At 72.1% G+C, this 21,959-nt stretch carries 23 protein-coding genes; 15 read left to right on the top strand and 8 right to left on the bottom strand.

Translation table 11 applies throughout. The annotated features are described in order from the left end of the window. Positions 1–9 precede the first annotated feature (9 nt). The 8 genes from OM076_RS12605 to OM076_RS12570 are packed head-to-tail and all read left to right on the top strand — an operon-like array spanning position 10 to position 6,150. Positions 10–627, top strand: a complete 618-nt coding sequence (locus OM076_RS12605; RefSeq protein ID WP_270040297.1) for an ECF transporter S component family protein — start codon at positions 10–12, stop codon at positions 625–627. Beyond that, positions 605–1,810, top strand: a complete 1,206-nt coding sequence (locus OM076_RS12600) for a class I adenylate-forming enzyme family protein (protein ID WP_270040296.1) — start codon at positions 605–607, stop codon at positions 1,808–1,810. Before OM076_RS12605 ends, OM076_RS12600 begins: the two co-directional genes overlap by 23 nt. Positions 1,811–1,822: 12 nt before the next feature. Further along, positions 1,823–2,890 carry a Re/Si-specific NAD(P)(+) transhydrogenase subunit alpha gene (locus OM076_RS12595; protein ID WP_272597922.1) on the top strand — a complete coding sequence of 356 codons (1,068 nt, stop codon included), beginning with the start codon at positions 1,823–1,825 and terminating at the stop codon, positions 2,888–2,890. Positions 2,891–2,893: 3 nt separating this feature from the next. Continuing rightward, complete coding sequence (locus OM076_RS12590; RefSeq protein WP_270040295.1) at positions 2,894–3,193, top strand: NAD(P) transhydrogenase subunit alpha part 2; 300 nt, start codon at positions 2,894–2,896, stop codon at positions 3,191–3,193. A 44-nt stretch (positions 3,194–3,237) separates the two neighbouring features. After that, on the top strand, positions 3,238–4,563 hold the full coding sequence (locus OM076_RS12585) for an NAD(P)(+) transhydrogenase (Re/Si-specific) subunit beta (protein ID WP_372518034.1): 1,326 nt from the start codon (positions 3,238–3,240) through the stop codon (positions 4,561–4,563). 13 nt (positions 4,564–4,576) lie between these two features. Continuing rightward, positions 4,577–4,765 carry a hypothetical protein gene (locus OM076_RS12580; RefSeq protein ID WP_270040293.1) on the top strand — a complete coding sequence of 63 codons (189 nt, stop codon included), beginning with the start codon at positions 4,577–4,579 and terminating at the stop codon, positions 4,763–4,765. Positions 4,766–4,825: 60 nt separating this feature from the next. Further along, positions 4,826–5,089 carry a MoaD/ThiS family protein gene (locus tag OM076_RS12575; RefSeq protein ID WP_270040292.1) on the top strand — a complete coding sequence of 88 codons (264 nt, stop codon included), beginning with the start codon at positions 4,826–4,828 and terminating at the stop codon, positions 5,087–5,089. Beyond that, entirely contained in the window at positions 5,086–6,150 is a 1,065-nt protein-coding gene (locus OM076_RS12570) for a WD40/YVTN/BNR-like repeat-containing protein (RefSeq protein WP_270040291.1), read from the top strand. Before OM076_RS12575 ends, OM076_RS12570 begins: the two co-directional genes overlap by 4 nt. On the opposite strand, the gene OM076_RS46005 is transcribed toward OM076_RS12570, so the two are convergent. Then, a complete protein-coding gene (locus tag OM076_RS46005; RefSeq protein ID WP_270040290.1) occupies positions 6,147–7,109 on the bottom strand; it encodes a polysaccharide deacetylase family protein in 963 nt (320 codons plus the stop codon). The two genes, OM076_RS12570 and OM076_RS46005, sit on opposite strands and share 4 nt — an antisense overlap. 5 nt (positions 7,110–7,114) lie before the next feature. Beyond that, positions 7,115–8,533 (bottom strand): ATP-grasp domain-containing protein, encoded by a 1,419-nt coding sequence (locus OM076_RS12560; RefSeq protein ID WP_270040289.1) that lies wholly within the window; start codon positions 8,531–8,533, stop codon positions 7,115–7,117. A gap of 121 nt (positions 8,534–8,654) precedes the next feature. Here OM076_RS12560 and OM076_RS12555 point away from each other — a divergent pair, with 121 nt between their 5' ends. The 4 genes from OM076_RS12555 (at position 8,655) to OM076_RS12540 (ending at position 13,240) form a co-directional block, all read left to right on the top strand. Then, positions 8,655–9,014: a VOC family protein gene (locus OM076_RS12555; RefSeq protein ID WP_372518033.1), complete on the top strand. Its 360-nt coding sequence runs from the start codon at positions 8,655–8,657 to the stop codon at positions 9,012–9,014. Next, positions 9,014–9,856, top strand: a complete 843-nt coding sequence (locus OM076_RS12550) for a helix-turn-helix domain-containing protein (RefSeq protein WP_270040287.1) — start codon at positions 9,014–9,016, stop codon at positions 9,854–9,856. Before OM076_RS12555 ends, OM076_RS12550 begins: the two co-directional genes overlap by 1 nt. Continuing rightward, a complete protein-coding gene (locus OM076_RS12545; protein WP_270040286.1) occupies positions 9,771–12,647 on the top strand; it encodes an AAA family ATPase in 2,877 nt (958 codons plus the stop codon). Before OM076_RS12550 ends, OM076_RS12545 begins: the two co-directional genes overlap by 86 nt. A gap of 65 nt (positions 12,648–12,712) precedes the next feature. After that, positions 12,713–13,240, top strand: a complete 528-nt coding sequence (locus tag OM076_RS12540; RefSeq protein ID WP_270040285.1) for an ester cyclase — start codon at positions 12,713–12,715, stop codon at positions 13,238–13,240. 30 nt (positions 13,241–13,270) lie between these two features. Here OM076_RS12540 and OM076_RS12535 read toward each other — a convergent pair whose 3' ends face one another. Continuing rightward, on the bottom strand, positions 13,271–14,434 hold the full coding sequence (locus OM076_RS12535; RefSeq protein WP_270040284.1) for an ABC transporter ATP-binding protein: 1,164 nt from the start codon (positions 14,432–14,434) through the stop codon (positions 13,271–13,273). Positions 14,435–14,549: 115 nt separating this feature from the next. Between OM076_RS12535 and OM076_RS12530 the strand changes: the two genes are divergently transcribed. Then, complete coding sequence (locus tag OM076_RS12530; RefSeq protein WP_270040283.1) at positions 14,550–15,251, top strand: SDR family oxidoreductase; 702 nt, start codon at positions 14,550–14,552, stop codon at positions 15,249–15,251. Here OM076_RS12530 and OM076_RS12525 read toward each other — a convergent pair. Beyond that, positions 15,236–16,585 (bottom strand): mannitol dehydrogenase family protein, encoded by a 1,350-nt coding sequence (locus OM076_RS12525; protein WP_270040281.1) that lies wholly within the window; start codon positions 16,583–16,585, stop codon positions 15,236–15,238. The genes OM076_RS12530 and OM076_RS12525 overlap by 16 nt on opposite strands. Before the next feature lie 72 nt (positions 16,586–16,657). On the opposite strand from OM076_RS12525, the gene OM076_RS12520 reads away from it, so the two are divergent. Continuing rightward, positions 16,658–17,809, top strand: coding sequence for a diguanylate cyclase domain-containing protein (locus tag OM076_RS12520; protein ID WP_270040280.1), 1,152 nt, complete (start codon positions 16,658–16,660; stop codon positions 17,807–17,809). Here OM076_RS12520 and OM076_RS12515 read toward each other — a convergent pair. After that, entirely contained in the window at positions 17,790–18,728 is a 939-nt protein-coding gene (locus OM076_RS12515; RefSeq protein ID WP_270040279.1) for a LysR family transcriptional regulator, read from the bottom strand. The genes OM076_RS12520 and OM076_RS12515 overlap by 20 nt on opposite strands. A 79-nt stretch (positions 18,729–18,807) precedes the next feature. Here OM076_RS12515 and OM076_RS12510 point away from each other — a divergent pair, with 79 nt between their 5' ends. After that, positions 18,808–19,623: a hypothetical protein gene (locus OM076_RS12510; protein WP_270040277.1), complete on the top strand. Its 816-nt coding sequence runs from the start codon at positions 18,808–18,810 to the stop codon at positions 19,621–19,623. Here the strand turns inward: OM076_RS12510 and OM076_RS12505 are convergent. The 3 genes from OM076_RS12505 to OM076_RS46000 are packed head-to-tail and all read right to left on the bottom strand — an operon-like array spanning position 19,604 to position 21,932. Continuing rightward, complete coding sequence (locus tag OM076_RS12505; protein WP_270040275.1) at positions 19,604–20,059, bottom strand: GNAT family N-acetyltransferase; 456 nt, start codon at positions 20,057–20,059, stop codon at positions 19,604–19,606. The two genes, OM076_RS12510 and OM076_RS12505, sit on opposite strands and share 20 nt — an antisense overlap. Continuing rightward, positions 20,056–20,478: a TIGR03667 family PPOX class F420-dependent oxidoreductase gene (locus OM076_RS12500; RefSeq protein ID WP_270040274.1), complete on the bottom strand. Its 423-nt coding sequence runs from the start codon at positions 20,476–20,478 to the stop codon at positions 20,056–20,058. Before OM076_RS12500 ends, OM076_RS12505 begins: the two co-directional genes overlap by 4 nt. Further along, positions 20,475–21,932, bottom strand: a complete 1,458-nt coding sequence (locus OM076_RS46000) for an ATP-binding protein (protein WP_270040272.1) — start codon at positions 21,930–21,932, stop codon at positions 20,475–20,477. Before OM076_RS46000 ends, OM076_RS12500 begins: the two co-directional genes overlap by 4 nt. Positions 21,933–21,959: the final 27 nt, after the last annotated feature.

Genomic DNA, 21,959 nt, shown 5'->3' with positions numbered 1-21,959 from the left:
CTCGCGAGCATGCTGATCCTCGGCGCGGTGATCGTGGTCGGGTTCGCCTGGTACGAGCGCACCCACCCGTCGACGCGGGTGATCGCTCTCGTCGCCACGCTCGCCGCGATGGCCGCGCTCGGGCGGGTCGCGTTCACCGCGCTGCCCAACGTCAAGCCGACGACCGACATCGTGCTGATCGCCGGCTACACGCTGGGCGGCGCCCCCGGGTTCATGGTCGGCGCCGTCGCCGCGCTCGCCAGCAACCTGTTCTTCGGCCAGGGGCCGTGGACGCCCTGGCAGATGGTCGCCTGGGGCGGCGTGGGCGTGTTCGGCGCGGGGCTCGCCCGCGTGGCGGGCAGGGACCTCGGGCGTATCCCGCTCGCGGCCGCCTGCGGCCTGGCGGGCCTGGGCTTCGGCGCGGTGATGAACCTGAGCGCCTGGATCACCTTCGACGGCGACCACACGGTCGGCTGGCTCGTCGCCTACTCAGGCACCTCGCTGCCGTTCGACATCGCCCACGCGACGGGCAACGTCGTCTTCTGCCTGGCCTTCGGGCCCGCGCTGGTACGCGCCTTGCGGCGCTACCGCACCCGCTTCGACATCATCTGGCTGCCCCGCGCCGATGAGTCGACCCGAGCCCTATAGCGCCTGCTGGACCCTGGCCGACCACGTCGACCGGGCCGCGACCCTCTGGCCGGACACGGACGCGCTCGTCTTCGGCGGCGTCCGGCGCACGTTCGAGCAGTTCGCCGACGCGACGTTCGAGTTCGCCCGCGCGCTCGCCGCGCTCGGCGTCGAGGCGGGGGACACGGTCGGGGTCCTGCTGCCGGTCGGCATCCCCGCGCTGACCGCGCTCTACGGCGCCGCCCGCCTCGGGGCGATCGGCGTGCCGCTCGACCCGTCGCTGCGCAGCGCCCAGCTGCGCGACGTGGCCCGCCACGCCGACCTGAAGGTGCTGATCGCGGGCACCGACCTCAAGATGCCCGACGCGCCGCAGCTCGAGCACGTCGTCCGGCCCGGAACGGACCTGCGCGCGCTCGCTGCCGAGACGCCCAGCGCGGTGGTGCGTCGCGCCCAGCGCGCGGTGGCGGTGTCCGATACCGGACTGATCGTGTATGCCCCCGCGGACTCCCTGCGCGGATGCCGGCTGGGGAACGAGGGGCTGATCCGCGCCGCGCGGATCTTCGCCGAGCAGCGCTTCCCGCTGGAGGCGGGTGACCGGATCTTCAATCCGCTGCCGCTGGCGGGCCTGGGCGCGCTGCAGCCGTTCAACGGGTGCCTCGCGGTCGGCGCGACGTTCGTCGGCATGCCGCGCTTCGACGCCGCCGAGGCGGCGCGGCTGCTGGTGGCGGAGCGCTGCACGCTCGCGTTCCCGGCGATCGACTCGCTGTGGGCGGCGATCCTCGATGAGTCCGACGTCGAGGCGCTGTCGGAGGTCTGGCTGGTCGCGGTCGACGGCAGCCCGGAGCTGCTGCGCGCGACCGCGGAGCGGACTCCCGAGGCGACGCAGGTCTCGATGTACGGGAGCACCGAGGCCGGCGGGATCATCTCGCTCGGCCAGCTCGACGACTCGCTCGAGTTGCGGCTGAGCTCGGTGGGCCGCCCGTTTCACGGCATCCAGCTCAAGATCCTCGACCTCGAGACGGGCGCCGAATTGCCCCCCGGACAAACGGGCCAGATTGCGGTCAAGGGCTGGACGCTGTTCGAGGGCTACCACAAGGATTCCGACCGGCATGTCGATCCGGACGGATATCTGCACACAGCCGACGTCGGGTCGCTCGACGGCACGGGACGCCTCTTTCTCGGAGACGTCGCCTTCGTCAGTTAGGGTTGCGCGCACTTGAAGATCGGCGTGCCCAAAGAGACGGCCGCGAGAGAGAGACGTGTGGCCTTGGTCCCGGACGTCGTTCGGCGTCTGCGCGCGGCCGAGCACGAGGTGATCGTCGAGGCCGGCGCGGGTCTGGCCGCCGGCGCGACCGACGAGCAATACGTCGCTGCGGGGGCTTCGCTGGGCGATCCGTGGGCGGCTGAGGTGGTCGCGAAGGTCGCGCCGCCGTCGGAGGCCGAGCTGGTCAAGTTGCGCTCCGGCACGATCCTCGTCGGCTTCCTGAACCCGCTCGGCGACCCCGACGGGCTCGCCGCGATCGCCGCGACCGGAGCGACGGCTTTGGCGATGGAGCGGATTCCGCGGATCAGCCGGGCGCAGTCGATGGATGCGCTCTCGTCGCAGGCGACGGTGAGCGGGTATCGCGCGGTGCTGATCGCCTCCACCGAGCTCGAGCGCTTCTTCCCGATGTTCATGACCGCGGCCGGGACGGTTCCGCCCGCGCAGGTGCTCGTGCTCGGCGCGGGTGTGGCGGGGCTGCAGGCGATCGCCACGGCTCGCCGCCTGGGCGCGGTGGTCACCGGGTTCGACATCCGCAGCGCCGTGAAGGAGCAGATCCAGTCTTTGGGCGCGCGGTTCTTCGAGGTCGAGGGTCTGGGCGACGCGGAGGCCGAGGGCGGTTACGCGCGCGAGCTCACGCCTGAGGAGCAGCAGATCCAGCGCGATGCGCTGAGCGTGCAGATGGGCAAGTCCGACGTGATCGTCACCACCGCGCTGGTGCCCGGCCGGCCCGCGCCGAAGCTGATCCCGGCTTCCGCGGTCGAGCTGATGAAGCCGGGCAGCGTGATCGTGGACCTGGCGGCCGAGGCGGGCGGGAACTGCGAGCTGACGCGGCCGGGGGAGACCTACACGACCGACGGCGGCGTGAAGATCGTCGGCCCGCTGAACCTGCCGTCGGAGATGGCCGAGCACGCGTCGGCGCTGTACGCGCGCAACATCCTGAGTTTGATCGAGCTGGGCTTCGACTTCGAGGACGAGGTCGTCAAGGGCGCCTGCGTGGTGCGCGAAGGAAAGGTGGTCTAAGCCGTGGACCTGCTGACCGAGCTGGCGATCCTCGTGCTCGCCGCGTTCGTCGGCTTCGAGGTCATCTCGAAGGTGCCGAACACGCTGCACACGCCGCTGATGAGCGGCACCAACGCGATCCACGGCATCGTCGTGCTCGGCGGGTTGCTGCTGATCGGCCCGGCCGAGGGCTTCCTCAACGAGTTCCTGCTCGTCATCGCGATCGCCTTCGGGACGATCAACGTCGTCGGCGGCTTCCTCGTGACCGACCGGATGCTCGGGATGTTCAAAGACAAGAAGAAGAAGCCTGAGCTCGAAGAGTGAGCCGTAACGACGTCATCCAGCTGCTGTACATCGTGGCCTTCTCGATGTTCATCACGGGGCTGCGGATGCTGCGCGGGCCACGCACGGCGGTGCGCGGCAATCAGGTCGCGGCGGTCGGCATGGCGATCGCGGTCGGCGCGACGCTGGCGCAGCCCGGCGTCGGCGACTGGCTGCTGATCGTGATCGGCGTCGCGATCGGGGTCGCCGTGGGCGTGCCGGCGGCGCGCAGCGTGAAGATGACCGCGATGCCGCAGATGGTCGCGCTGTTCAACGGCGTGGGCGGCGGGGCGGTGGCGCTGATCAGCGTCGTCGAGTTCCGCGGTGCGGGCGGCGATCTGCCCGCGCAGGAGCTGATCCCGATCCTGTTCGCGGCGATCATCGGCTCGATCTCCTTCTGGGGCTCGAACATCGCCTTCCTCAAGCTCCAGGAGCTGATGAAGGGCGGGCTGAAGACGCCCAAGGCGGTCACGGCGGTGCTGGCCGCGATTCCCGTCGCGCTGGCGATCGTCATCGCCGCGGGCTCGGAGTCCGAGCTGTTGTTCTGGCTGATCCTCTTGAGTGCGGGCGCGCTGGGCATCTTCGCCGTGGTGCCGATCGGCGGCGCCGACATGCCGGTCGTGATCTCGACCCTGAACGCCTTCACGGGCCTGTCCGCGGCCGCTGCGGGCGTCGCGCTGGACAACACCGCGCTGATCGTCGCCGGCATGCTCGTCGGCGCGTCCGGCACGATCCTGACCAAGCAGATGGCCGAGGCGATGAACCGCTCGATCGGCAATGTCTTCTTCGCAGGCGTGGGAACCGGAGGCGGAGGCGCGCTGGTGGCGCCGGGCGGGGGCGGGACGGCGCGGTCCACGAGTGCCGCCGACGTCGCGATCCAGCTCTCCTACGCCCGCCTGGTCGTGGTCGTCCCCGGCTACGGCATGGCGGTCGCCCAGGCGCAGCGGGCGGTCGCCGACCTCGCCGCGGAGCTCGAGAAGCGCGGCGTCGAGGTGCTCTACGCGATCCACCCGGTCGCGGGCCGCATGCCCGGGCACATGAACGTCCTGCTCGCCGAGGCCGACGTCCCGTACGACAAGCTCAAGGAGATGGACGACATCAACGGTGAGTTCGCGCGTACCGACGTGTCGCTGGTGATCGGCGCCAACGACGTGACGAACCCCGCCGCCCGTACCGTCGCCGACTCCCCGATCTACGGCATGCCGATCCTCGACGTCGACAAGTCCGGCTCGGTGATCGTCCTCAAACGCTCGATGAGCAGCGGCTTCGCCGGCATCGACAACCCGCTCTTCTACGACCCCAAGACCGCGATGCTCTTCGGCGACGCGAAGACCTCAGTGAGCGAGATCCTTTCGGAGGTCCAGGCGCTCTGAAACACTGAGCGCCATGGAGGAGACAGAGGACCAGCTTCGCACCGAGATCGGGGAGCTGATGGACAAGGTGATGGCGTCGATGGGCGTCGGGACGCTGATGATCCCCGACGAGATCCAACGCGGCATGCAGGAGACGGCGAGCCCGTCATTGGACGAGGCGGGCCTGCGGACGCTGCGCGACGACCTCAAGGCCCTGCTCTAGATCCTGCGGGGCCGATGAGTTTCGGGGGCGGGGCGAGTCCAACTGTGGAGAATGCACTCCATGGCACACGTCCGCCTGCGCGGACCACTCAAGGGCCTCGCCGGGGGAGCGGAGCACCCGGTCGACGGCGCGACCATCGCTGAGCTCCTGCGGGCGCTCGAGCGCGAGCACCCCGGGCTCCACGGCTGGATCCTCGACGAGCGCGGCCGGATCCGCCGCCACATCAATGTCTTCGTCAACGGTGAGCAGGGAACCGAGGACACGGCCGTCGCTGCCGACGACCGCGTCGAGGTCATCCCCGCGATCTCAGGAGGAAGCGCGTGACCGAGCTGCTGGTCGGAACCAAGAAGGGCCTGTTCGTGCTCGAGGGCGAACCCGGGGCGCCGTTCGAGGTCACGGCGCGCGCGTTCGCGGGTGAGCCCGTCGAGTACGCGATGCGCGACCCGCGCTCAGGACGCATCCTCGCGGGCGTGATCAGCCCGTTCTACGGGCCGAAGATCTTCATCGCCGAGGACGCCACCGGCGAGTGGGAACAGGCGCAGGGCGTGGCCTTGCCGGAGGGCGGTGACGCGGCGCTCGAGCGGATCTGGGTGATCGTCGCCGGGGAGGAGGAGGGCACGCTGTACGCGGGCGGCGACCCGGGCGTGCTGTTCAAGACCGTCGACGGCGGCTTGACGTGGGAGCTGTGCCGCAGCCTGTTCGAGCACCCCACCCGCCCGGACTGGACCCCCGGCGGCGGCGGGCTGTGCCTGCACTCGATCGCGCCCTGGCCGGGGGAGCCGGACAAGCTCGCGCTGGCGCTCTCGGCCGTGGGCGTGTGGCTGACCGACGACGGCGGCGAGACGTGGCGCCACGGCAACCAGGGTCTCGGTGCCCGCTACCTCCCGCAGGAATCCCAAGAGCAGACCCTCACGCTCTGCGTGCACGATCTCCAGCGCGCGCCCCGCCGCCCGGAGCGGTTGTTCATCCAGTTCCACGGCGGCGTGTACCGGTCCGACGACGCCGGGGAGTCCTGGACGGAGATCGGCGCGGGGCTGCCGTCGGACTTCGGCTTCCCGCTCGTGGTCGACCCCGCCGATCCCGACAGCGCGTACGTGATCCCGCTCAAGGCCGACATGGACCGCGTGACGCCCGAGGGCCACGTGCGCGTCTACGAGACCCGCGACGCGGGCGAGTCCTGGGCGCCGCGCGGCGACGGCCTGCCCGCCGAGCACGCATACCTCACCGTCCTGCGCGAGGCGTTCGACCGCCGCGGGGAGGGCGACGCGCTCGAGCTCTACTTCGGCGCGACCTCGGGCGACGTCTTCGGCTCGCCCGACGCCGGCGCGACGTGGTTCACCGCCGCGACCCACCTGCCGCCCGTCTACAGCGTGCGGACGAGCTAGAAGTCCTGCCGGATCTCGTGCAGGAGCTGCTTTCCCGTCAGCTCCGGCACGATGATCCGGCGGATGCTCCACAGCGGGTGCTCGCGGTCGAGCTTGTCGGCGAGCTGGAACGCGGCGCGGTAGCCGGCGGTGAACATCGGCTGGATCGCCTTGGCGGAGTAGGCCCCGTCCGGGTAGGCGAAGAGCGGGACCTTGTGGCCGACGATCCTGCGCAGCTCGCGCCCCGGGTCGGTGAGCTGCGTCTTGAAGTCCTCACCCGCGTACCGCGGGACTTCCTTGTGGTCGTACGTGTGGGCGCCGATCGTCATCCCGGCGCGATCGAGCGCCTTCACCTGACCCTTGGTCAACCACCCCTCCTTGCCCAGCACGACCGTCATCACGAAGAACGTGGCGACGAAGCGGTGCCGTTTGAGGATCGGCAGCGCGCGCGTGTACTGGCCGGCGGAGGCGTCGTCGAAGGTGAGCAGGATCGGCTTGCGGGGCAGCTTCGCCCCGCGCAGCATGTGCGCGACGTAGGCGTCCCCGGTGACCGGCGTGTAGCCCGCGTCTTGCAGCGCCTTCATCTGCGCTTCCAGGACCGACGGGCGGACGATGTACTGCCGGTCGGCGGCGCTGTCGGCGCCCGTCGGCTCGCGGATCTGGTGGTAACAGAGCACCGGGACGTGCGAGCGCGAGGCGACGGCCGCGGCGGTCGTGCGTGGGGCGGGGGCCTGCTGGGGGGGGGGCGTTGGGGTCGGCTTCGGCGGCTCGTCCCCGCCGCCGCAACCGGCGGCGAGCAGTACCAGCGCGAGCGGCCACCGGCGCCACGCGTGCGCGTGGCGCGCCGCCTCGCGGGGCGCGGCCTGGCGAGGCCCCCCTTCGCGGGGCGCGGTCTCGCGGCGTCCCGCCTCGCGGGACGCGGCCTCGCGGCGCCCCGCCTCGCGGCGCGGCGCTGCCGCTGCGATCCTGCCCGCCCGCACCCGGGTCAGGCTACGGCGTACTCCCCAGCCGCGTCGAGCAGGAGCTCCTGCGCCTGCTCGAACCGGCTCTGCGCGTCCGCGGCCGTGTTGCCGATCGCCGTCAGCCCCACGCGGCCGAGCTCGTCGAGCGCGCTCAGCATGTGGAACACGACGCCGCAGCCGTCCGCGGCAAGGCGCGGGAGCGCCGCCAGCCGCAGCAGGCCGCCGTGGCCCAGCGCGCGCAGGCGCGGCGACTCGAGGTGGTCGGTCGCCACGTAGTGCCGCGGCGAGCCGCAGGACGCGGTGAAGATCGCGGTGTCCGCGTCGTAGACGCCGCCCGAGAGCAGCTCCAGCGCGGCCAGCGGGTGCGTGGTGCCGCCGCTGCGCAGGTTCACCTCGATCGCGTAGGCGTGCCAGACGCCGGTCTCGTCGCGCGCGACGACGAAGTCGATTCCCGCACGGCCGCGGGCTCCGGCCGCGGCCAGCAATGCACCGACCCGCCGCGCGCTCTCCGTGATGGCACGGGCGTACGCGGGCTCGGCCGGGAAACGGCAGCCCAGGTAGCGCTGGCCGGACAGGATCTGATCATGCGTCGAGACGATGCGGGCCTCGCCGCCGGGGGTGAGCTCGAGCTGGACGCTCGGGCTGCGCAGCTCGATCCCGCCGATGCGCTCCTCGACGACACCGCCGTGGGACAGGCGCTCGAGGTAGACGGCCATCGACACGCCGAGCGCCTCCATCTGCATCGCGTCGAAGCGCAGGCCGATGCGGTGCTTCTCGTAGCGCGAGCCGGGCGCGGGCAGCCCGCTCAGCTCGACGATCGCGTTGCCCTCGCCCGAGACGCCGGCGTCGAGCTTGACCACGACCTGATCGAGCTCCGGCTTGGCGGCGCGCAGGCGGGCGATGGCCTTGACGGCGTCGGCGCGGCCGGTGATCCGCTCCACGCCGAGCGGGTGCTGCACACCCGCCCGCTCGAACAGCTCGCGCGACCCGCTTTTGGTCCCGAGATAGGCGAGGGCGGGATCGGCGCCGTGCACCGGGATGGCGAGGGCGTCGCCGACGGCCTGCTCGAGCTCGGTCGAGACGTACGGGACGAGGTGGCAGCGCTCGATGTCCGGGATCGCCCAGCGGATCCGGTCCAGCAGGCGCGGGCGCTCGAGCAGCTTGGCCGACAGCGGGCGCACCGACGCGTCGTCGGCGCTGATCATGGTCAGGCGCTCGCGGGCGTCTGCGGCGAATTCCGGGCCCAGCAGCGACAGGTAGTACTCGATGATGGGCTCCGCGACCGGCGAGGACGTCACGTAGACGACCCGCAGGTCCGGGTCTCTGAGCATCAACAGGAGACACAGCAGCCGTTCCTCATAGGCCTGCGTCTCTGCCGCGGGCTCGTGGAACTTGTCGATCGTCCTGGACGGGACGATCACGATCGACCGATACGTCTCCATGGCGCGGAAGAGTGCCAACGAGACGGCCGAAACGCCAGTGCTCAAAGGTCGAGATTTTCACACCTCCCATTTGTCCAAGATCCCGCCCCCGGACGAGCGTAGGTTTCGGACCATGAGCACAGTGCATGGAGCGGTCAGCTTCTTCGAGCTCGGCGTCGGCGATTCCGCTGCTGGGCGGGTGTTTTACGAGGGTCTCTTCGGGTGGGACCTCGAGACAGGGCCGTCCGGGAACGGCTGGATGTTGCACACGCCCAACATCCGCGGCGGGATGCACCCCAACGACGCGGGCGGCGGGCCGTATCTCTTCTTCGCCGTCCAGGACATGGACGCGGCGGTCGCGCGCGTGACCGAGCTCGGGGGTGAGATCCTGCCTGACATGGGCAGCGACGAGACCGAGGAGTCGCGGCAGCGGTTCGGTCGCTTCAAGTTCTGCAAGGACGACCAGGGCTCGTCGTTCGGGCTCCACCAGCCGCCTGCCTGATGGCGCGCGTCGTCCGCCACGAGTCCGAGCGCGACGTCTGGGAGATGATCCACGGCGCGCCGGACCCGCGGCTGGGCGGCTACGTCCTGGAGTACTGCGCCTACGACGAGCGGACGGGCAGTTTCGTCCGCCGGCGCGAGCTCCCCTCGGATCGAGTGGTGCTGATCGTGAATTTCGGCGCCCCGATTCGCGTCTTGTCTCCATGTGATGGATGGACCGACCAGCCGTTCGGCTTCTTCGCCGGCATGTACGACACGTTCGCGGTGAGCGAGACCGTGGGCGCGCAGCGCGGTCTGCAGATCGACCTCTCGCCCGTCGGCGCGCATCTGCTCCTGCGGACGCCGATGCACGAGCTGGCGGGGCGGGCGGTGACCTTGGACGCGCTGTTCGGGCGCGCGGGGATGCTGCTGTGGGAGGCGCTCGCGTGCGCGGGCGGGTGGGAGGAGCGCTTCGCCCTGCTCGACGACTTCCTGCTGGAGCGGCTCGACGACGCGCTCTCCCCGGTGCCGTCCGTGACGCGGGCGCTCGGGCGGCTGCGGGAGAGCGGCGGGAGCGTGCGGGTGGGCGACCTGGCCGCCGAGCTGGGCTGCAGCCGCCGGCATCTCGTGGCCGGGTTCCGCGAGCAGGTGGGTGTGTCGCCCAAGCTCCTCGGCCGCATCCTGCGCTTCCAGCGCGCGGTCGCGCTCGCCGGAAGCGGGTCCGGCTGGGCGGAGATCGCGGTGCGCTGCGGCTACTACGACCAGGCCCACATGGTCCGTGACTTCCACCAGTTCGCCGGTGGGTCGCCGGGCGAGTTCACCCGCCGCCGGCTACCGGACGGCGGGGGCGTCGTCGGCGACTGACGTGCTGCTCGAGCGCGAGGTCGAAGCGGCGCGGCTGGCGGCCGCGGTGGAAGGCGCCGCGGCGGGGCGCGGCGCGGTCGTGGTGATCGAGGGTGCCGCGGGCCTCGGCAAGACCCGCCTGCTGCGCCACGCCGCGGAGTTGGCGTCCTCCAGCGCGCGGGTGTTGACGGCCTCGGGCTCGGAACTCGAGCACGAGTTCGGCTTCGGGGTCGTCCGCCAGCTGTTCGAACGGGCGGCCGCCGAGGCGGGGCTGGAGGGAGCGGCGGCGCTCGCGGCCCCGGCGCTGGGACACGCGTCCGACGCGTCCGGCGACCGCTTCGCGAGCCTCCACGGCCTCTACTGGCTCGTCGCGAACCTTTCGTCCTCGCAGCCCCTGCTCCTGACCGTCGACGACGCCCAGTGGGCGGACGGCCCCAGCCTGCGCTTCCTCGCGTACCTCGCGCGTCGCGTCGGCGAGCTGCCGGTGACGCTGCTGCTCGCTTCGCGGCCTCCGCTCCCGGACGAGGACCGCTCGATCCTCGAGGCGATCGCCGCCGAAGCGCAGCTCCTCGCCCCGGCCCCGCTGAGCGAGTCCGCGATCGCGACCCTCGCCGGCCCGACCGCCGACCCCGCCTTCGTCACCGCGGTCCACCACGCAACCGCCGGCAACGCCCTCCTGGTCGAAGAGCTCCTCGCCGAAGCCCGCGAGACCCACCTTGCATACGACATGCACACCACCCGCATACCGGGGTCAGACCCCGGTATACGAGATGCATACGACATGCATACGTCGCGTACACCGGGGTCTGACCCCGGTGTACGACTTGGATACGAGTTGGATGCAAGCGTGGAGCGGATCGGAAGGCGGGTGGCGCGGCGGCTCGCGGGGCTGGGCGAGGCGGCGGCGCCGCTCGCGGGCGCGGTGGCGGTGCTCGGCGACGGCGTGGAGGTGGAGGTCGCGGCGCGGCTCGCCGGGGTCGCGGTCGAGGACGCGCGGGTGGCGGCGGCCGAGCTCGTCGCCGCCGATCTGTTCGAGGACGCCCGCACGCTGCGGTTCCGGCACCCGTTGATCCGGACGGCGGTCGCCGAGCGGCTGCCGGCCGTCGAGCTCGGCCAGGCGCACGCCGACGCCGCCCGGCTGCTCGCGGCGCTCGGCAAGCCTCCGGGGGCCGTCGCCGCTCACCTGCTCGCGGCACCGCCGACCGCGGACGGGTGGGCGCACGAGACGCTGCGTGCGGCCGCCCACGAGGCGTGCGGACAGGGCACGCCGGAGCTCGCCGCGATCTACCTGCGCCGCGTACTCCAGACGCCTGTCGTGGGTCGCGCCGGCGCGGACGAACACGTCGCCCTGCTCGTCGAACTCGGGCGGGCTGAGCATGCGGCCGGGTCGGCGGAGGGTCCCGGGCGGCTGCGGGCGGCGTGGGAGCTCTCCGGCGACGGGCAGGTCGCGTTCGAGCTGGTGTCGATGCTCGCCGAGCAGACACGCTGGGCGGAAGGGGCGGCGGTCGGCCGCGAGGCGCTGCGGCGCACCCACGACCGCGAGCTCGACCTCCGTCTCCAAACCGCGGTGGCGGACTGCGTGCGGATGGACCCGTCGACCGGGGGCGACGAGCCGGAGCGGTTGATCGCGCTCGCGAAGACGCTCAACGGCGACACGCCCGCTGAGCGGCGAGTGCTCGCCACCGCGGCCCTGATCACGCCCGTCGACACCGCCGCGGAGCACGCCCGCGCCGCGCTGCTCGTGCACCGCGCGGCGGCCGACGGCTCGCGGGTGAGCGTCACCGGCGTCGTCTCGAACCTGATCCGCGCCGGGCGGCTCGACGACGCCGAGCGGATCGCCGAGGAGGTGCTCGCGAGTGCCCGCGCCGCCGGGTTGATCCAACGGCACGCGCTGATGCTCTCGATGCGCGGTTGGATCTCGCTCGAGCGCGGGAACCTCGTCGCGGCGCGCGAGGACCTCGAGGCCGCGCTCGAGCTCGGGCCCCAGCTCGAGCTGCCCGCGACCGTGGTCGCCAGCGCGGCGGCGATGCTCGCGCTCGTCGTCGCCGAACAGGGTGAGCTCGAACGCGCGGACGACCTGCTCACCGCACACGGACTCCAGGACGACCTCCCCGAGCACCAGGTGATGAACCTCCTGCTGCACTTCCGCAGCCGTATCCGCGGGCTCCAGGGCCGGCCCGATGACGCGCTCAGCGACGCGCAGGGCGTCGGTCGCCGGTACGAGCGGCTCGGCATCAGGCGCGCGGTCCCGCCCTGGCGTTCCACCGTCGCGATCCTCACCGACGACGAGGCACTCGCCCGCGAAGAGCGAGAGCTCGCCGAGCGGTGGGGCACGCCGCTGGCCAAGGCTCAAGCGCACCGCGGGCTCGGCCTCATCACCCACGACACCCACCACCTCCAGCGCGCCGCCGAGCTGCTCGAGAAGAGCCCGCACCGGCTGGAGCTCGCCCGCGCCCGCGTCGACCTCGGCGCGGCCCAACGGCGCGCTGGTCAGCGCGCCCAGGCGCGCGAGCCGCTCCGCCAAGGCATGGACGCCGCCCACGCCTGCGGCGCCCGCCCACTCGCCGATCGCGCCCGCACCGAGCTGCTCGCGACCGGCGCCCGCCCGCGGCGGCTCGCGCTCCAGGGCACCGACGCGCTCACGCCCTCCGAGCAGCGCGTCGCCAACCTCGCCGCAACCGGACTCACCAACCGCCAGATCGCGCAGGAGCTGTTCGTCACCGCCGCGACGGTGGACACCCACCTGCGCCACGTCTTTCAGAAGCTCGACATCAAGTCCCGCGGCCAGCTGACCGGCGCAATCTCACGCTAGCCCTGACGAAACATCAGGTGCTGGCCCTGATGCGAGCGGCGCGCGCCCCCGGGAGCATCGAGGCCATGAACATCGACGACGCCAAGGCGCTCGCCGTCCGCTCGATCCACATCATGGGCGACGGCACGCTTGAAGACTTCCACGAGCTCCTGCACCCGGAGTTCCTCAACCACGAGGCCAAGGATGAGCCGCCCGCCGCGCGCGGTCGCGGTCCGGCCGCCGCCTACGCCACCGCGGAGTGGCTCCGCCACGCCTTCGAAGGCCTCCACTGGGAGATCAACGAGGTGATCGCCGAGGGCGACATCGTGGTCGTGCACTGCACGATGAAGGGCCGCCACACGCGCGTGTTCGTGGACTACGACGAGGACGCCAAGGTCGGCCAGGCCTTCCCGCCGACCGGCAAGACGTTCGCGAGCACGCAGACGCACTGGCTGCGGATCGCCGACGGCCGCGTGATCGAGCACTGGGCCAACCGCGACGACCTCGGCACCGCGCTGCAGCTCGGTTGGGTGCCGCCGACCCCGCTCTATCTCGCCCGCGCCCTGTTCGCCAAGCGCAAGGCGACGCGCATCGCGGCCGCCGCCGCCGCATAGGGCGACGGCAGCCGCGAGCGCCGGAACGCCTCAGCGCGTGGTCGTGAGCGACCGGCCGCCGTCGGGGTCGAAGAGCTTGATCTGCGAAGCGTCGAGGACGACCTCGACCTCGCGGCCGTGCTCGGCCTGAGACCGCGCGTCCAGGCGCGCGACGACGTGCGAGGCGCTCCCGCCCGGGACGTCGTCCATGCCGGCGTCGGCGGCGAGCTCGTCGAGTTGCTCGGAGTGGACCTCCGACGCGCCCTTGATGTCGAAGTAGGCGTAGAGCTCGGAGCCCATCGACTCGACGACGTCGACGGTGGTCTTGAAGCGCAGTCCGCCCTCGACCTCGTCGCCGTACTGGGCGTCCTCGAAGTGCTCCGGCCGGATGCCGGCGATCACCTCGCGCTTGTCGGTCTTCACACCGGCGGGGATCGGCACGTCGCCGAACGGCAGCCGGACGTTGCCCTCTTCCAGGCGGGCGGGGATGAAGTTCATCGCGGGCGAGCCGATGAAGCCGGCGACGAACAGGTTGATCGGGTCTTCGTAGAGGACCTTGGGCGTGTCGACCTGCTGGATGATGCCCGCGCGCATGACCGCGACGCGGTCGCCGAGGGTCATCGCCTCGGTCTGATCGTGGGTCACGTAGAGCATCGTCGTGCCGAGCTGCTGCTGGATGCGCGCCACCTGGGTGCGCATCTGCACGCGAAGCTTGGCGTCGAGGTTCGACAGCGGCTCGTCCATCAGGAAGGCCTTGGGGTCGCGCACGATCGCGCGGCCCATCGCCACGCGCTGGCGCTGGCCACCTGAGAGGTTCGCCGGCTTGCGATCGAGATGCGCGCCGAGCTCGAGGATCTGCGCCGCCTCGTCGACCTTCTTGTCGATCTCCGACTTGTTGACCTTCGCGAGCTTGAGCGCGAAGCCCATGTTCTCACGCACCGTCATGTGCGGGTACAGCGCGTAGTTCTGAAAGACCATCGCGATGTCACGGTCGCGCGGGGCGAGCTCGTTGACCCGTTCGCCGCCGATCACCAAATCACCGTCGGTGATGTCCTCGAGGCCCGCGACCATCCGCAGCGCGGTGGACTTCCCGCAGCCGGACGGCCCGACGAGGATCATGAACTCGCCGTCGCCGATCTCGAGATTCATGTCCTTGACGGCCTCGAAGCCGTCCGGGTACCGCTTCCACACGTTCTGGAACGTGATCTCGGCCATTCCCCGTGTCTCCTCCCGGCGCCTACTCGCTGGTTTCACAGCCTCGCGAAGAACCTCCGCGCTGTCAACAGATAATCACGACTGCCGGAGCGATGCTTCCGGTAGCGTGCCCGCGATGAGCGTCCTCGACACGTTCCGGCTCGACGGCAAGGTTGCGGTCGTCACCGGCGGCGGCAGCGGAATCGGCGCCGCGGTCGCGACCGCGCTGACCGAGGCCGGCGCCGAGGTCGTGATCGCCTCGCGCTCGCAGGGCGTCATCACCGATGTCACCGACATCGACAGCGTGCGCGCGATGGTCGCGGAGATCGGACCGATCGACGTGCTCGTCAACAACGCCGGCGTGTGCTTTCACCGCCCCGCGCTCGAGGTCCCCGACGAGGAGTGGCGCGCGGTCTGGGACGTCAACGTCGACGGCGTCTGGAACTGCTCGCGGGTGGTGGGCGAGCAGATGATCGCCCGTGGCGGAGGGGCGATCGTCAACATCGGCTCGATCTCCGCGCAGATCGTCAACCGCCCGCAGTGGCAGCCCGCCTACAACGCGTCCAAGGCCGCCGTGCACCAGCTGACGAAGTCGCTGGCGGCCGAGTGGGCGCCGCACGGCGTGCGCGTCAACGCCCTCGCGCCGGGCTACGTCAAGACCGAGATGGCACCGGTCGACGACCCGCGGTTCAAGCCGCTGTGGATCGACGACCCGCCGATGGGCCGCTACGCGCTGCCGGAGGAGATGGGGCCGTCGGTGGTCTTCCTCGCCAGCGACGCGTCCAGCTTCATGACCGGCTCGGTGCTGGTCGTCGACGGCGGCTACACGCTCTGGTAGCGCTCGAGCGTCCTGCGGGCGCCGTGCTCGTGCAGTGAGTCCAGCGCCGCGTCGTAGGCCGCGCGGAAGCGGGCGTCGCCGGCGAGGTCGCCGAACAGCGCGCGATCCTCGATGAAGCGGCCCGCCCGCGCATTGGCGCTGACGCGGTCCTTGAGCGGGTCGACGATGTCGATCGGCTCGCCCTTTTCGTCCGTTCCCTCCGCGTAGCGCGCCCAGCTGGCCACCACGGCCGCGCTGCGCTCGATCTCGCCGCCATGGGCGAGGTTGTGCCGGATGACCGGGAGCAGCCACTTGGGGATCCGGTCGCTGGACTCGGCGCAGAGGCGGGCGACGGTGTCGCGCACCTCGCCGTTGGAGAAGCGCTCGATCAGCGTCGCCTCGTAGTCCTCGAGGTCGACGCCGGGCACGGGGGCGAGCGTCGGCGCGCCCTCGCGGTCCATGTAGCCACGCAGGAACGTGCGGTAGAGCGGGTCCTGGGCGGCCTCGTGGACGAGCCGGTAGCCGTCGAGGTAGGCGAAGTAGCAGAGCGCCTGATGGCTGGCGTTGAGCAGCCGCAGCTTCATCAGCTCGTACGGCTCAACGTCTTCGACCACCTGCACGCCGACCTGCTCGTATGGCGGGCGCCCGAGGGTGAACGCGTCCTCGAGCACCCACTGCTCGAACGGCTCGCAGACGACGGGCCAGGCGTCGTCGAGGCCGAAGCGCTCCTTGACCTCGCGGCGGTCGGCGTCGGTGGTCTGCGGCGTGATCCGGTCCACCATCGAGTTCGGGAACGCGACGCCGCGGATGGCCTCCTCGCCGCCGAGCTCGAGCATGACCTGGCGCGTGCGATCGCCGTTGCCGGGGAGGTTGTCGCAGGACATCACCGTGAACGGCTCCAGGCCGCGCTCGCGCCGGCGGGTGAGCGCGTCGAGGATGTAGCGGAAGACCACGTTGCCCGGCTCGTAGCCGCCCTCGGTCACGGTCAGCGAGACGATCCGCGTCGTCTCGGCGGCGAGCCGCTCGATCACCGCCTCGGGATCGTCGGGCGCGAACAGGTAGTCCACGATCGAGCCGATCACGCGCGGCTCGTACGTGCCGTCGGCGTGCTTGACCACGAGCGTGTAGAGATGCTCCTGGGCCTCGAGCGCGTCCTTCATCGCGCGGTCCTGCGGCATCACGCCCACGCCGCAGATGCCGTACTCGAAGCCGGTCCCCGCGCTGAGCAGGCGGTCGTGGTACATCGCCTGGTGCGCGCGGTGGAAGCCGCCGACCCCGAAGTGCACGACCCCCGGGACCACCCGGCTGCGGTCGTAGCCCGGTGTCGGGATCGTCCCTTCCGCCGGCAGAGGCACGCGCGGAGCGTACTCCGAAGGTGTGGCTAGCCCCACTACACCTGAGCGCCGAGGCGCCGATTAGTCGGGTCGATGACCCGCATCTGGGCTGCCGGCGCCGCGCTCGCGGCGCTCGCCATCTTGACGGTCTTCCTCCGCGGCCCGTGGGAGGTTCTCGTCCACGTGCTGTGGGTGGGGTTGATGGTGTGGTGCGGCGCGCTGTCGTTCAATCGCCGCTCCGCCGCCGACGCGTCGCGCTCGGCCGCGCTGCTGGCGGTGGTCGCGCGGGCGGGCAAGAGCATGAACCGGCTCGGCACCGAGGAGGTGCTCGAGGGTGTCGTGGCGGCCGTGGGGGAGATGGGCTTCGAGTCGGCCAACATCTCGATCATCGACGAGGAGAGCGGGACCTACCACGTCACCCACGCGCGCGGGATGCCGGTCGACTACGTCAACGCCGTGCACCCGGCGACGATCGGGATGACCGGGCTGGCGCGGGCGGCCCGCGCGGTCGTCGCCGTCGCCGACTACGGCTCCCAGGCCGCCGCGGTCCCGCGGCTGGCGCAGGCGGGCTTCACCTCGGCCGTGGCCGGTCCGATCTGGGTGGGCGGCTCGCTCGCGGGCGTGCTGGTCGGCGGCAGCAAGCGCTCCCGCAAGCTGCGGCCGGAGGAGATCGAGGCGTTCGAGCTGCTCGCCGCCCACGCAGGGGTCGCGCTCGAGAACGCCCGCCGCTACGAGGAGCTCGAGCGCAGCCGGGCCCAGATCCGCCATCAGGCCCACCACGACGCGTTGACCGGGCTCGCCAACCGGCGCCTCTTCCGCGACGTCGTCGGCTCGGCCCTGGAGCGGCGGACCGGCGCGGTGCTCTACATCGACCTCGACGGCTTCAAGAGCGTCAATGACGAGCTCGGCCACGCGGCCGGAGATCTGCTGCTGACGATCGTGGGCGAGCGGCTGCGCCGGAGCCTGCGCTCAGGTGACGCCGCCGCCCGGCTGGGCGGCGACGAGTTCGGCGTGCTCTTGAGCGAGGCTACGCCGGAGGAGGCCGCCGCGGCCGCGGAGCGCCTGCGCTCGGCGCTGCGCGAGCCGGTCGCGCTCGACGGCCGGACGGTCGCCGCGGGGGCGAGCATCGGTGTCGCGGCGATCGCGCTCAGCTCCGCCGCGGACGTCGATCAGCTGCTCGGCGAGGCCGACACCGCGATGTACGCCGAGAAGCGCCGCAGCCGGGTCACGTCTCCAGAAGCGTGACGTCGTCGCGGCCGGCGGTCGCCGTCACGGCCGCGCTCTGCAGCGCTTCGCGGACCGCTTGGACCGCGGGCGCGTCGGCGGTCGACGCGCGGACGGCGGTGAAGATCGTCCGGTGCACGGCGCCTTCGGCGATCGGCCGTGCCGCGACCTGCGGCGTCGCGGTCGCGATGAACGCCGCCAGGATCGTCACCGCCTGACCCGAGGCGACGAGCGCGCGCAGGATCAGCGCGTCGTCGGTGTGATGGCGGATGTCGGGCGCGTAGCCGCCCAGGCGGTTGCAGAGGTGCTCGAGCGCGGTGCGGTGGCCGCTGCCCGGGAAGTCGGCCGCCCACGCGGCGTCCTCGAACGCGGCGAGCGAGACCGGGCCGGGGGCCGCGGCGAGCGGGTGGTCGGGCGGGATGCACAGCAGCACCGCTTCGCGGATCAGGTCGCGGCGGTCGACGTCGCGGTGGCGGGGCACCGGGATCGGGTCGTAGTCGATGCCGACGACCAGGTCCACCGCCCGCGAGCGCAGATCGGCGAGCGCGGGGGCGGTCTCGGAGTGCTTGACCTCGACCCGCAGGTCCGGGGCGGTCTCGGCGAGCTGCCGGAGGGCGCTGCTCAGCAGCGCGAGCGCGGGGGTCTGCACGAACGTCATCCGCACCCGCCCGCGTGGCGTGCCGGTCAGCGCGGCGAGCTCCGCGAGGACCGCCTCGTCGGCGGTGAGGGCGCTCGCGGCGTGGGCGGCGAGGCGGATGCCGGCGGGCGTGAGCTCGAGCGTGCGCCCCGAGCGCCGCAGCAGCGGCACACCCGCCTCGCGCTCGAGCTCGGCCAGCTGCACGGACACCGACGACGGGCTGTAGCTCAGCGCCTCGGCGACGGCCGCCACCGTCCCGCGCCGGGAGAACTCGTGCAGCAACCGGAGACGCCGGAGTTCCATCATTCGGATTCTCGCACGCTTTTGCGTTCGAAACCATCGCTGGAATAGAAGGCTCGCATCGCTCAGGGTGAAGGTCCACATGGTCTTCGTCCCTCTCCTCGCCGCACCCACCCTGATGCTCGCCGCCACCGCCGCCGAGCGCCGCTTCGGCCCCGCCGTCGCCGGCGCGATGGCGGCGATGCCCGTCGCCCTGTCCGTCATCGTCCTCGCCGTCGGCGCCGAGCTCGGCCGCGATGCCGGCGCGACCCTCGCCGCGGGCGCCGCCTCCCACGTCGTCGCCCAGGTCGCGTTCGCCCTCGTCTTCGCCGCGGTGCTCACCCGCCGCGGCCCCGCCCTCGGCCTCCTCGCCGGCACCACGGCCTTCGTGGCGCTCTCGCTCCTCGTCGCCCCGATCCCGCCGCTGTTCGCGATCGTCGCGGGCGTCCCGGCGCTCCTCCTCGGCACCGCGCTTATTAAGGGGTCTGACCCCTCAACGCGGCGTTCGTATGAAAACCCCTGCTCAGAGACAAATCGCATTGTTAAGGGGTCTGACCCCCTGGTGGCGGGGCTCGGGGCGATGGCCGCGTTCGTGATGGTGGGCGCGTCGCTGGTGACCGCGGATCTGGCCGGGCCGGCGGCGGCGGGGACGATCGGGGCGTTCCCCGCGTTGAGCACGGCGCTGGCGTTGGTGCTCGCCCGCAGCCGGGGGGTCGAGGCCGCGGCGAGTGCGCTGCGCGGGCTCGTGGGTGGGCTGCGGGCCTACCTCGTCTTCTGCGTCACGGTGGCCGTCGTCGCGCCGGGGTTCGGCGTGATCGTCGCCGTGCCGCTCGCGCTGGCGGGGTGCGCGATCGCCTACGCCGCGCTGCTCAGCAGCGTTCCGCGGCGCGCGGTGTGCGTCACGGGAGCTTCTGGCTGAGGAAGAGGGTGCGCTCGGCGCCCTTCGGCGTCGAGGAGAAGCCGCAGCGCTCGTAGAGGCCGATCGCGCTCGCGTTGGTCTCCTGCACGTCGAGCTCGATCCGGCGGCAGCCGCGGGCCCGCGCCCGCTCGACGCACGCCTCGACCAGCGCGCGGCCGACGCCGGTCCCGCGCGCGGAGTCGCGCACGAAGAGGTCCTCGAGCCAGCAGTCCTCGACGCCCGTCCACGCGCTCAGCCGGAACCGCAGCTGCGCGACGCCCACGTCATCGACGAGCAGGTACTCCGTGCGCGGATCCTCGAGCAGCAGGGACACCGTCGAGTGGAACGTCTCGTCGGACGGCGTCGTCGAGCCCCACCAGTCCCGGAACGCGCACAACAGCCCGGCGATCGTGTCCGCATCGCCCGGACCCGCCAGCCGCACCACCGCGTCGCTCACTTGTGCCCGCGGACCTTGGTCAGGCGGATGCGCACCGGCATCGAGTACTTCGCCGCGAACTGCTCGGGCGCGATCCGCAGCCGCTCGAAGCCCCAGGCGTACTTGCTGACGTAGGCGGGGAGCTTGTGCACGGGCGCGTCGTCGGGCTCCAGCGACGCCACACCGGAGACGATCACGATGTCACCGCCGGATCCGTCGCCCGCGAAGTTCAGTGACACCTTGCCGTTGGCGGCGATGTTGCGGGTGCGCGGCGTGTCGGGCAGGCTGAAGACGTACACGGTGTCCTCGCCGTCCCACCAGAACCAGACCGGGCTCGGGACGGGCGCACCGCCCGGGGTCACGGTCGTCAGCCAGACGACGCGGTCCTCGCGCAGGTGGCGCGCGACCAGCGCGCCAAGGTCCGTCCGCTCATCGATCATGGCGTGGACTCTATGCGCAGCGGCGCGTCGAGCAGGTCGCGGACCTCGGCGAGCAGCGTCCCGTGGTCGAACGGCTTCTCGAGGAACGCGCTGCCGGCCGGCAGCGCGCCCCGCCCCGCGACCTCGGCCGCGTAGCCGGAGATGAACAGCGTGCGCAGCGGCGCCAGGCGCGCCGCGAGTTCCAGCCCGGACATCCCGGGCATGACGACGTCCGTGACCAGCGCGTCGATCGCCTCGCCCTCGCGCGCGGCGAGCGCCAGCGCGTCCGAGGGGTGCCCCGCGGCGAGCACGGAGTAGCCCGCGCCGGTCAACACGAGCTCGAGCAGCGCTCGGACCGCGTCTTCGTTCTCGCACAGCAGCAGGGTCTCGTCGCCGCCCAGTTGCGGCGCGGCGCGATGCTCGACCGCCCGCGCCGCGCGCGTCCCGTCCGCCGCGGCCGGCAGCGACACGGTGAAGGTCGAGCCGAGCCCGGCATCGGAGATCACGTCCACCCGCCCACCGGACTGCGTGACGATCCCGTGCACGGTCGCCAGGCCCAGCCCGGTCCCGAGCCCGACGGCCTTGGTCGTGTAGAACGGCTCGAAGATCCGCTCCAGGACGTCCGGCGCGATGCCCGTGCCGGTGTCAGAGACGGCCAGCCGCACGTGGTCGTCGACCACTGACGTCTCGATCGCCAGCGTGCCGCCGCCCGGCATCGCGTCCCGCGCGTTGATCGCCAGATTGACGATCACCTGCTCGAGCTGCACGCGGTCCGCGAGCACGGGAGGCAGGTCGTCGCCGGCCAGCATCGCGATCTCGATCGTCTCGCCGATCAGCCGCGACAGCATCGGCACCAGCCCCGCCGCGACCTCGTTGACGTCGACCAGGACCGGCTCCAGCACCTGCCGGCGGGCGAACGCGAGCAGCTGGCGCGTCAGCTCACCCGCCCGCTCCGCCGCGCGGGCGATCTCGCCGAGCTCGTTCGCTCCCGGCCCGGCCCCGATCCGCCGCCGCGCGATCTCCCCGTAGCCCGCGATCACCGTCAGCAGGTTGTTGAAGTCGTGCGCGATGCCACCCGCGAGCTGCCCGACGGCCTCCATCTTCTGCGCCTGGCGCAGCTGGTCCTCGAGCACCCGCCGCTCGGTGATGTCGCGCAGCACGAACAGATGGCGATCGGGGAGGAACTCGGGTCGCGCCCGCACCTCCAGGACGACGCGGCGGCCGTCCTGCACGCCGTCCCAGACGTTCTCGAGCATCCCCTGCGCGATCCGCTCAGGCTCCAGGAACCCCGCCCAGTCGGCCTCGGCGCGCTCGGTGCCGATGAAGTCGTCCAGGCGGCAGCCGACGAGCTCGGCGCGGCTGCGCTCGTAGAACCGGCAGGCCGCCTCGTTGACCGACACGAAGCGCCGGTCGGAGTCGAACACGGCGACGACGTCCATCGTCGCGTCGAGAATGGCCTGGAGGTCGGTCTGCACCCTTCGCGAGGCAGCGTAGCGGGGTCC

It is taken from the genome of Solirubrobacter ginsenosidimutans (assembly GCF_027587205.1).
Note: the sequence above shows the minus strand (reverse complement) of the source record. Positions and strands in the feature narration are given on the sequence as shown.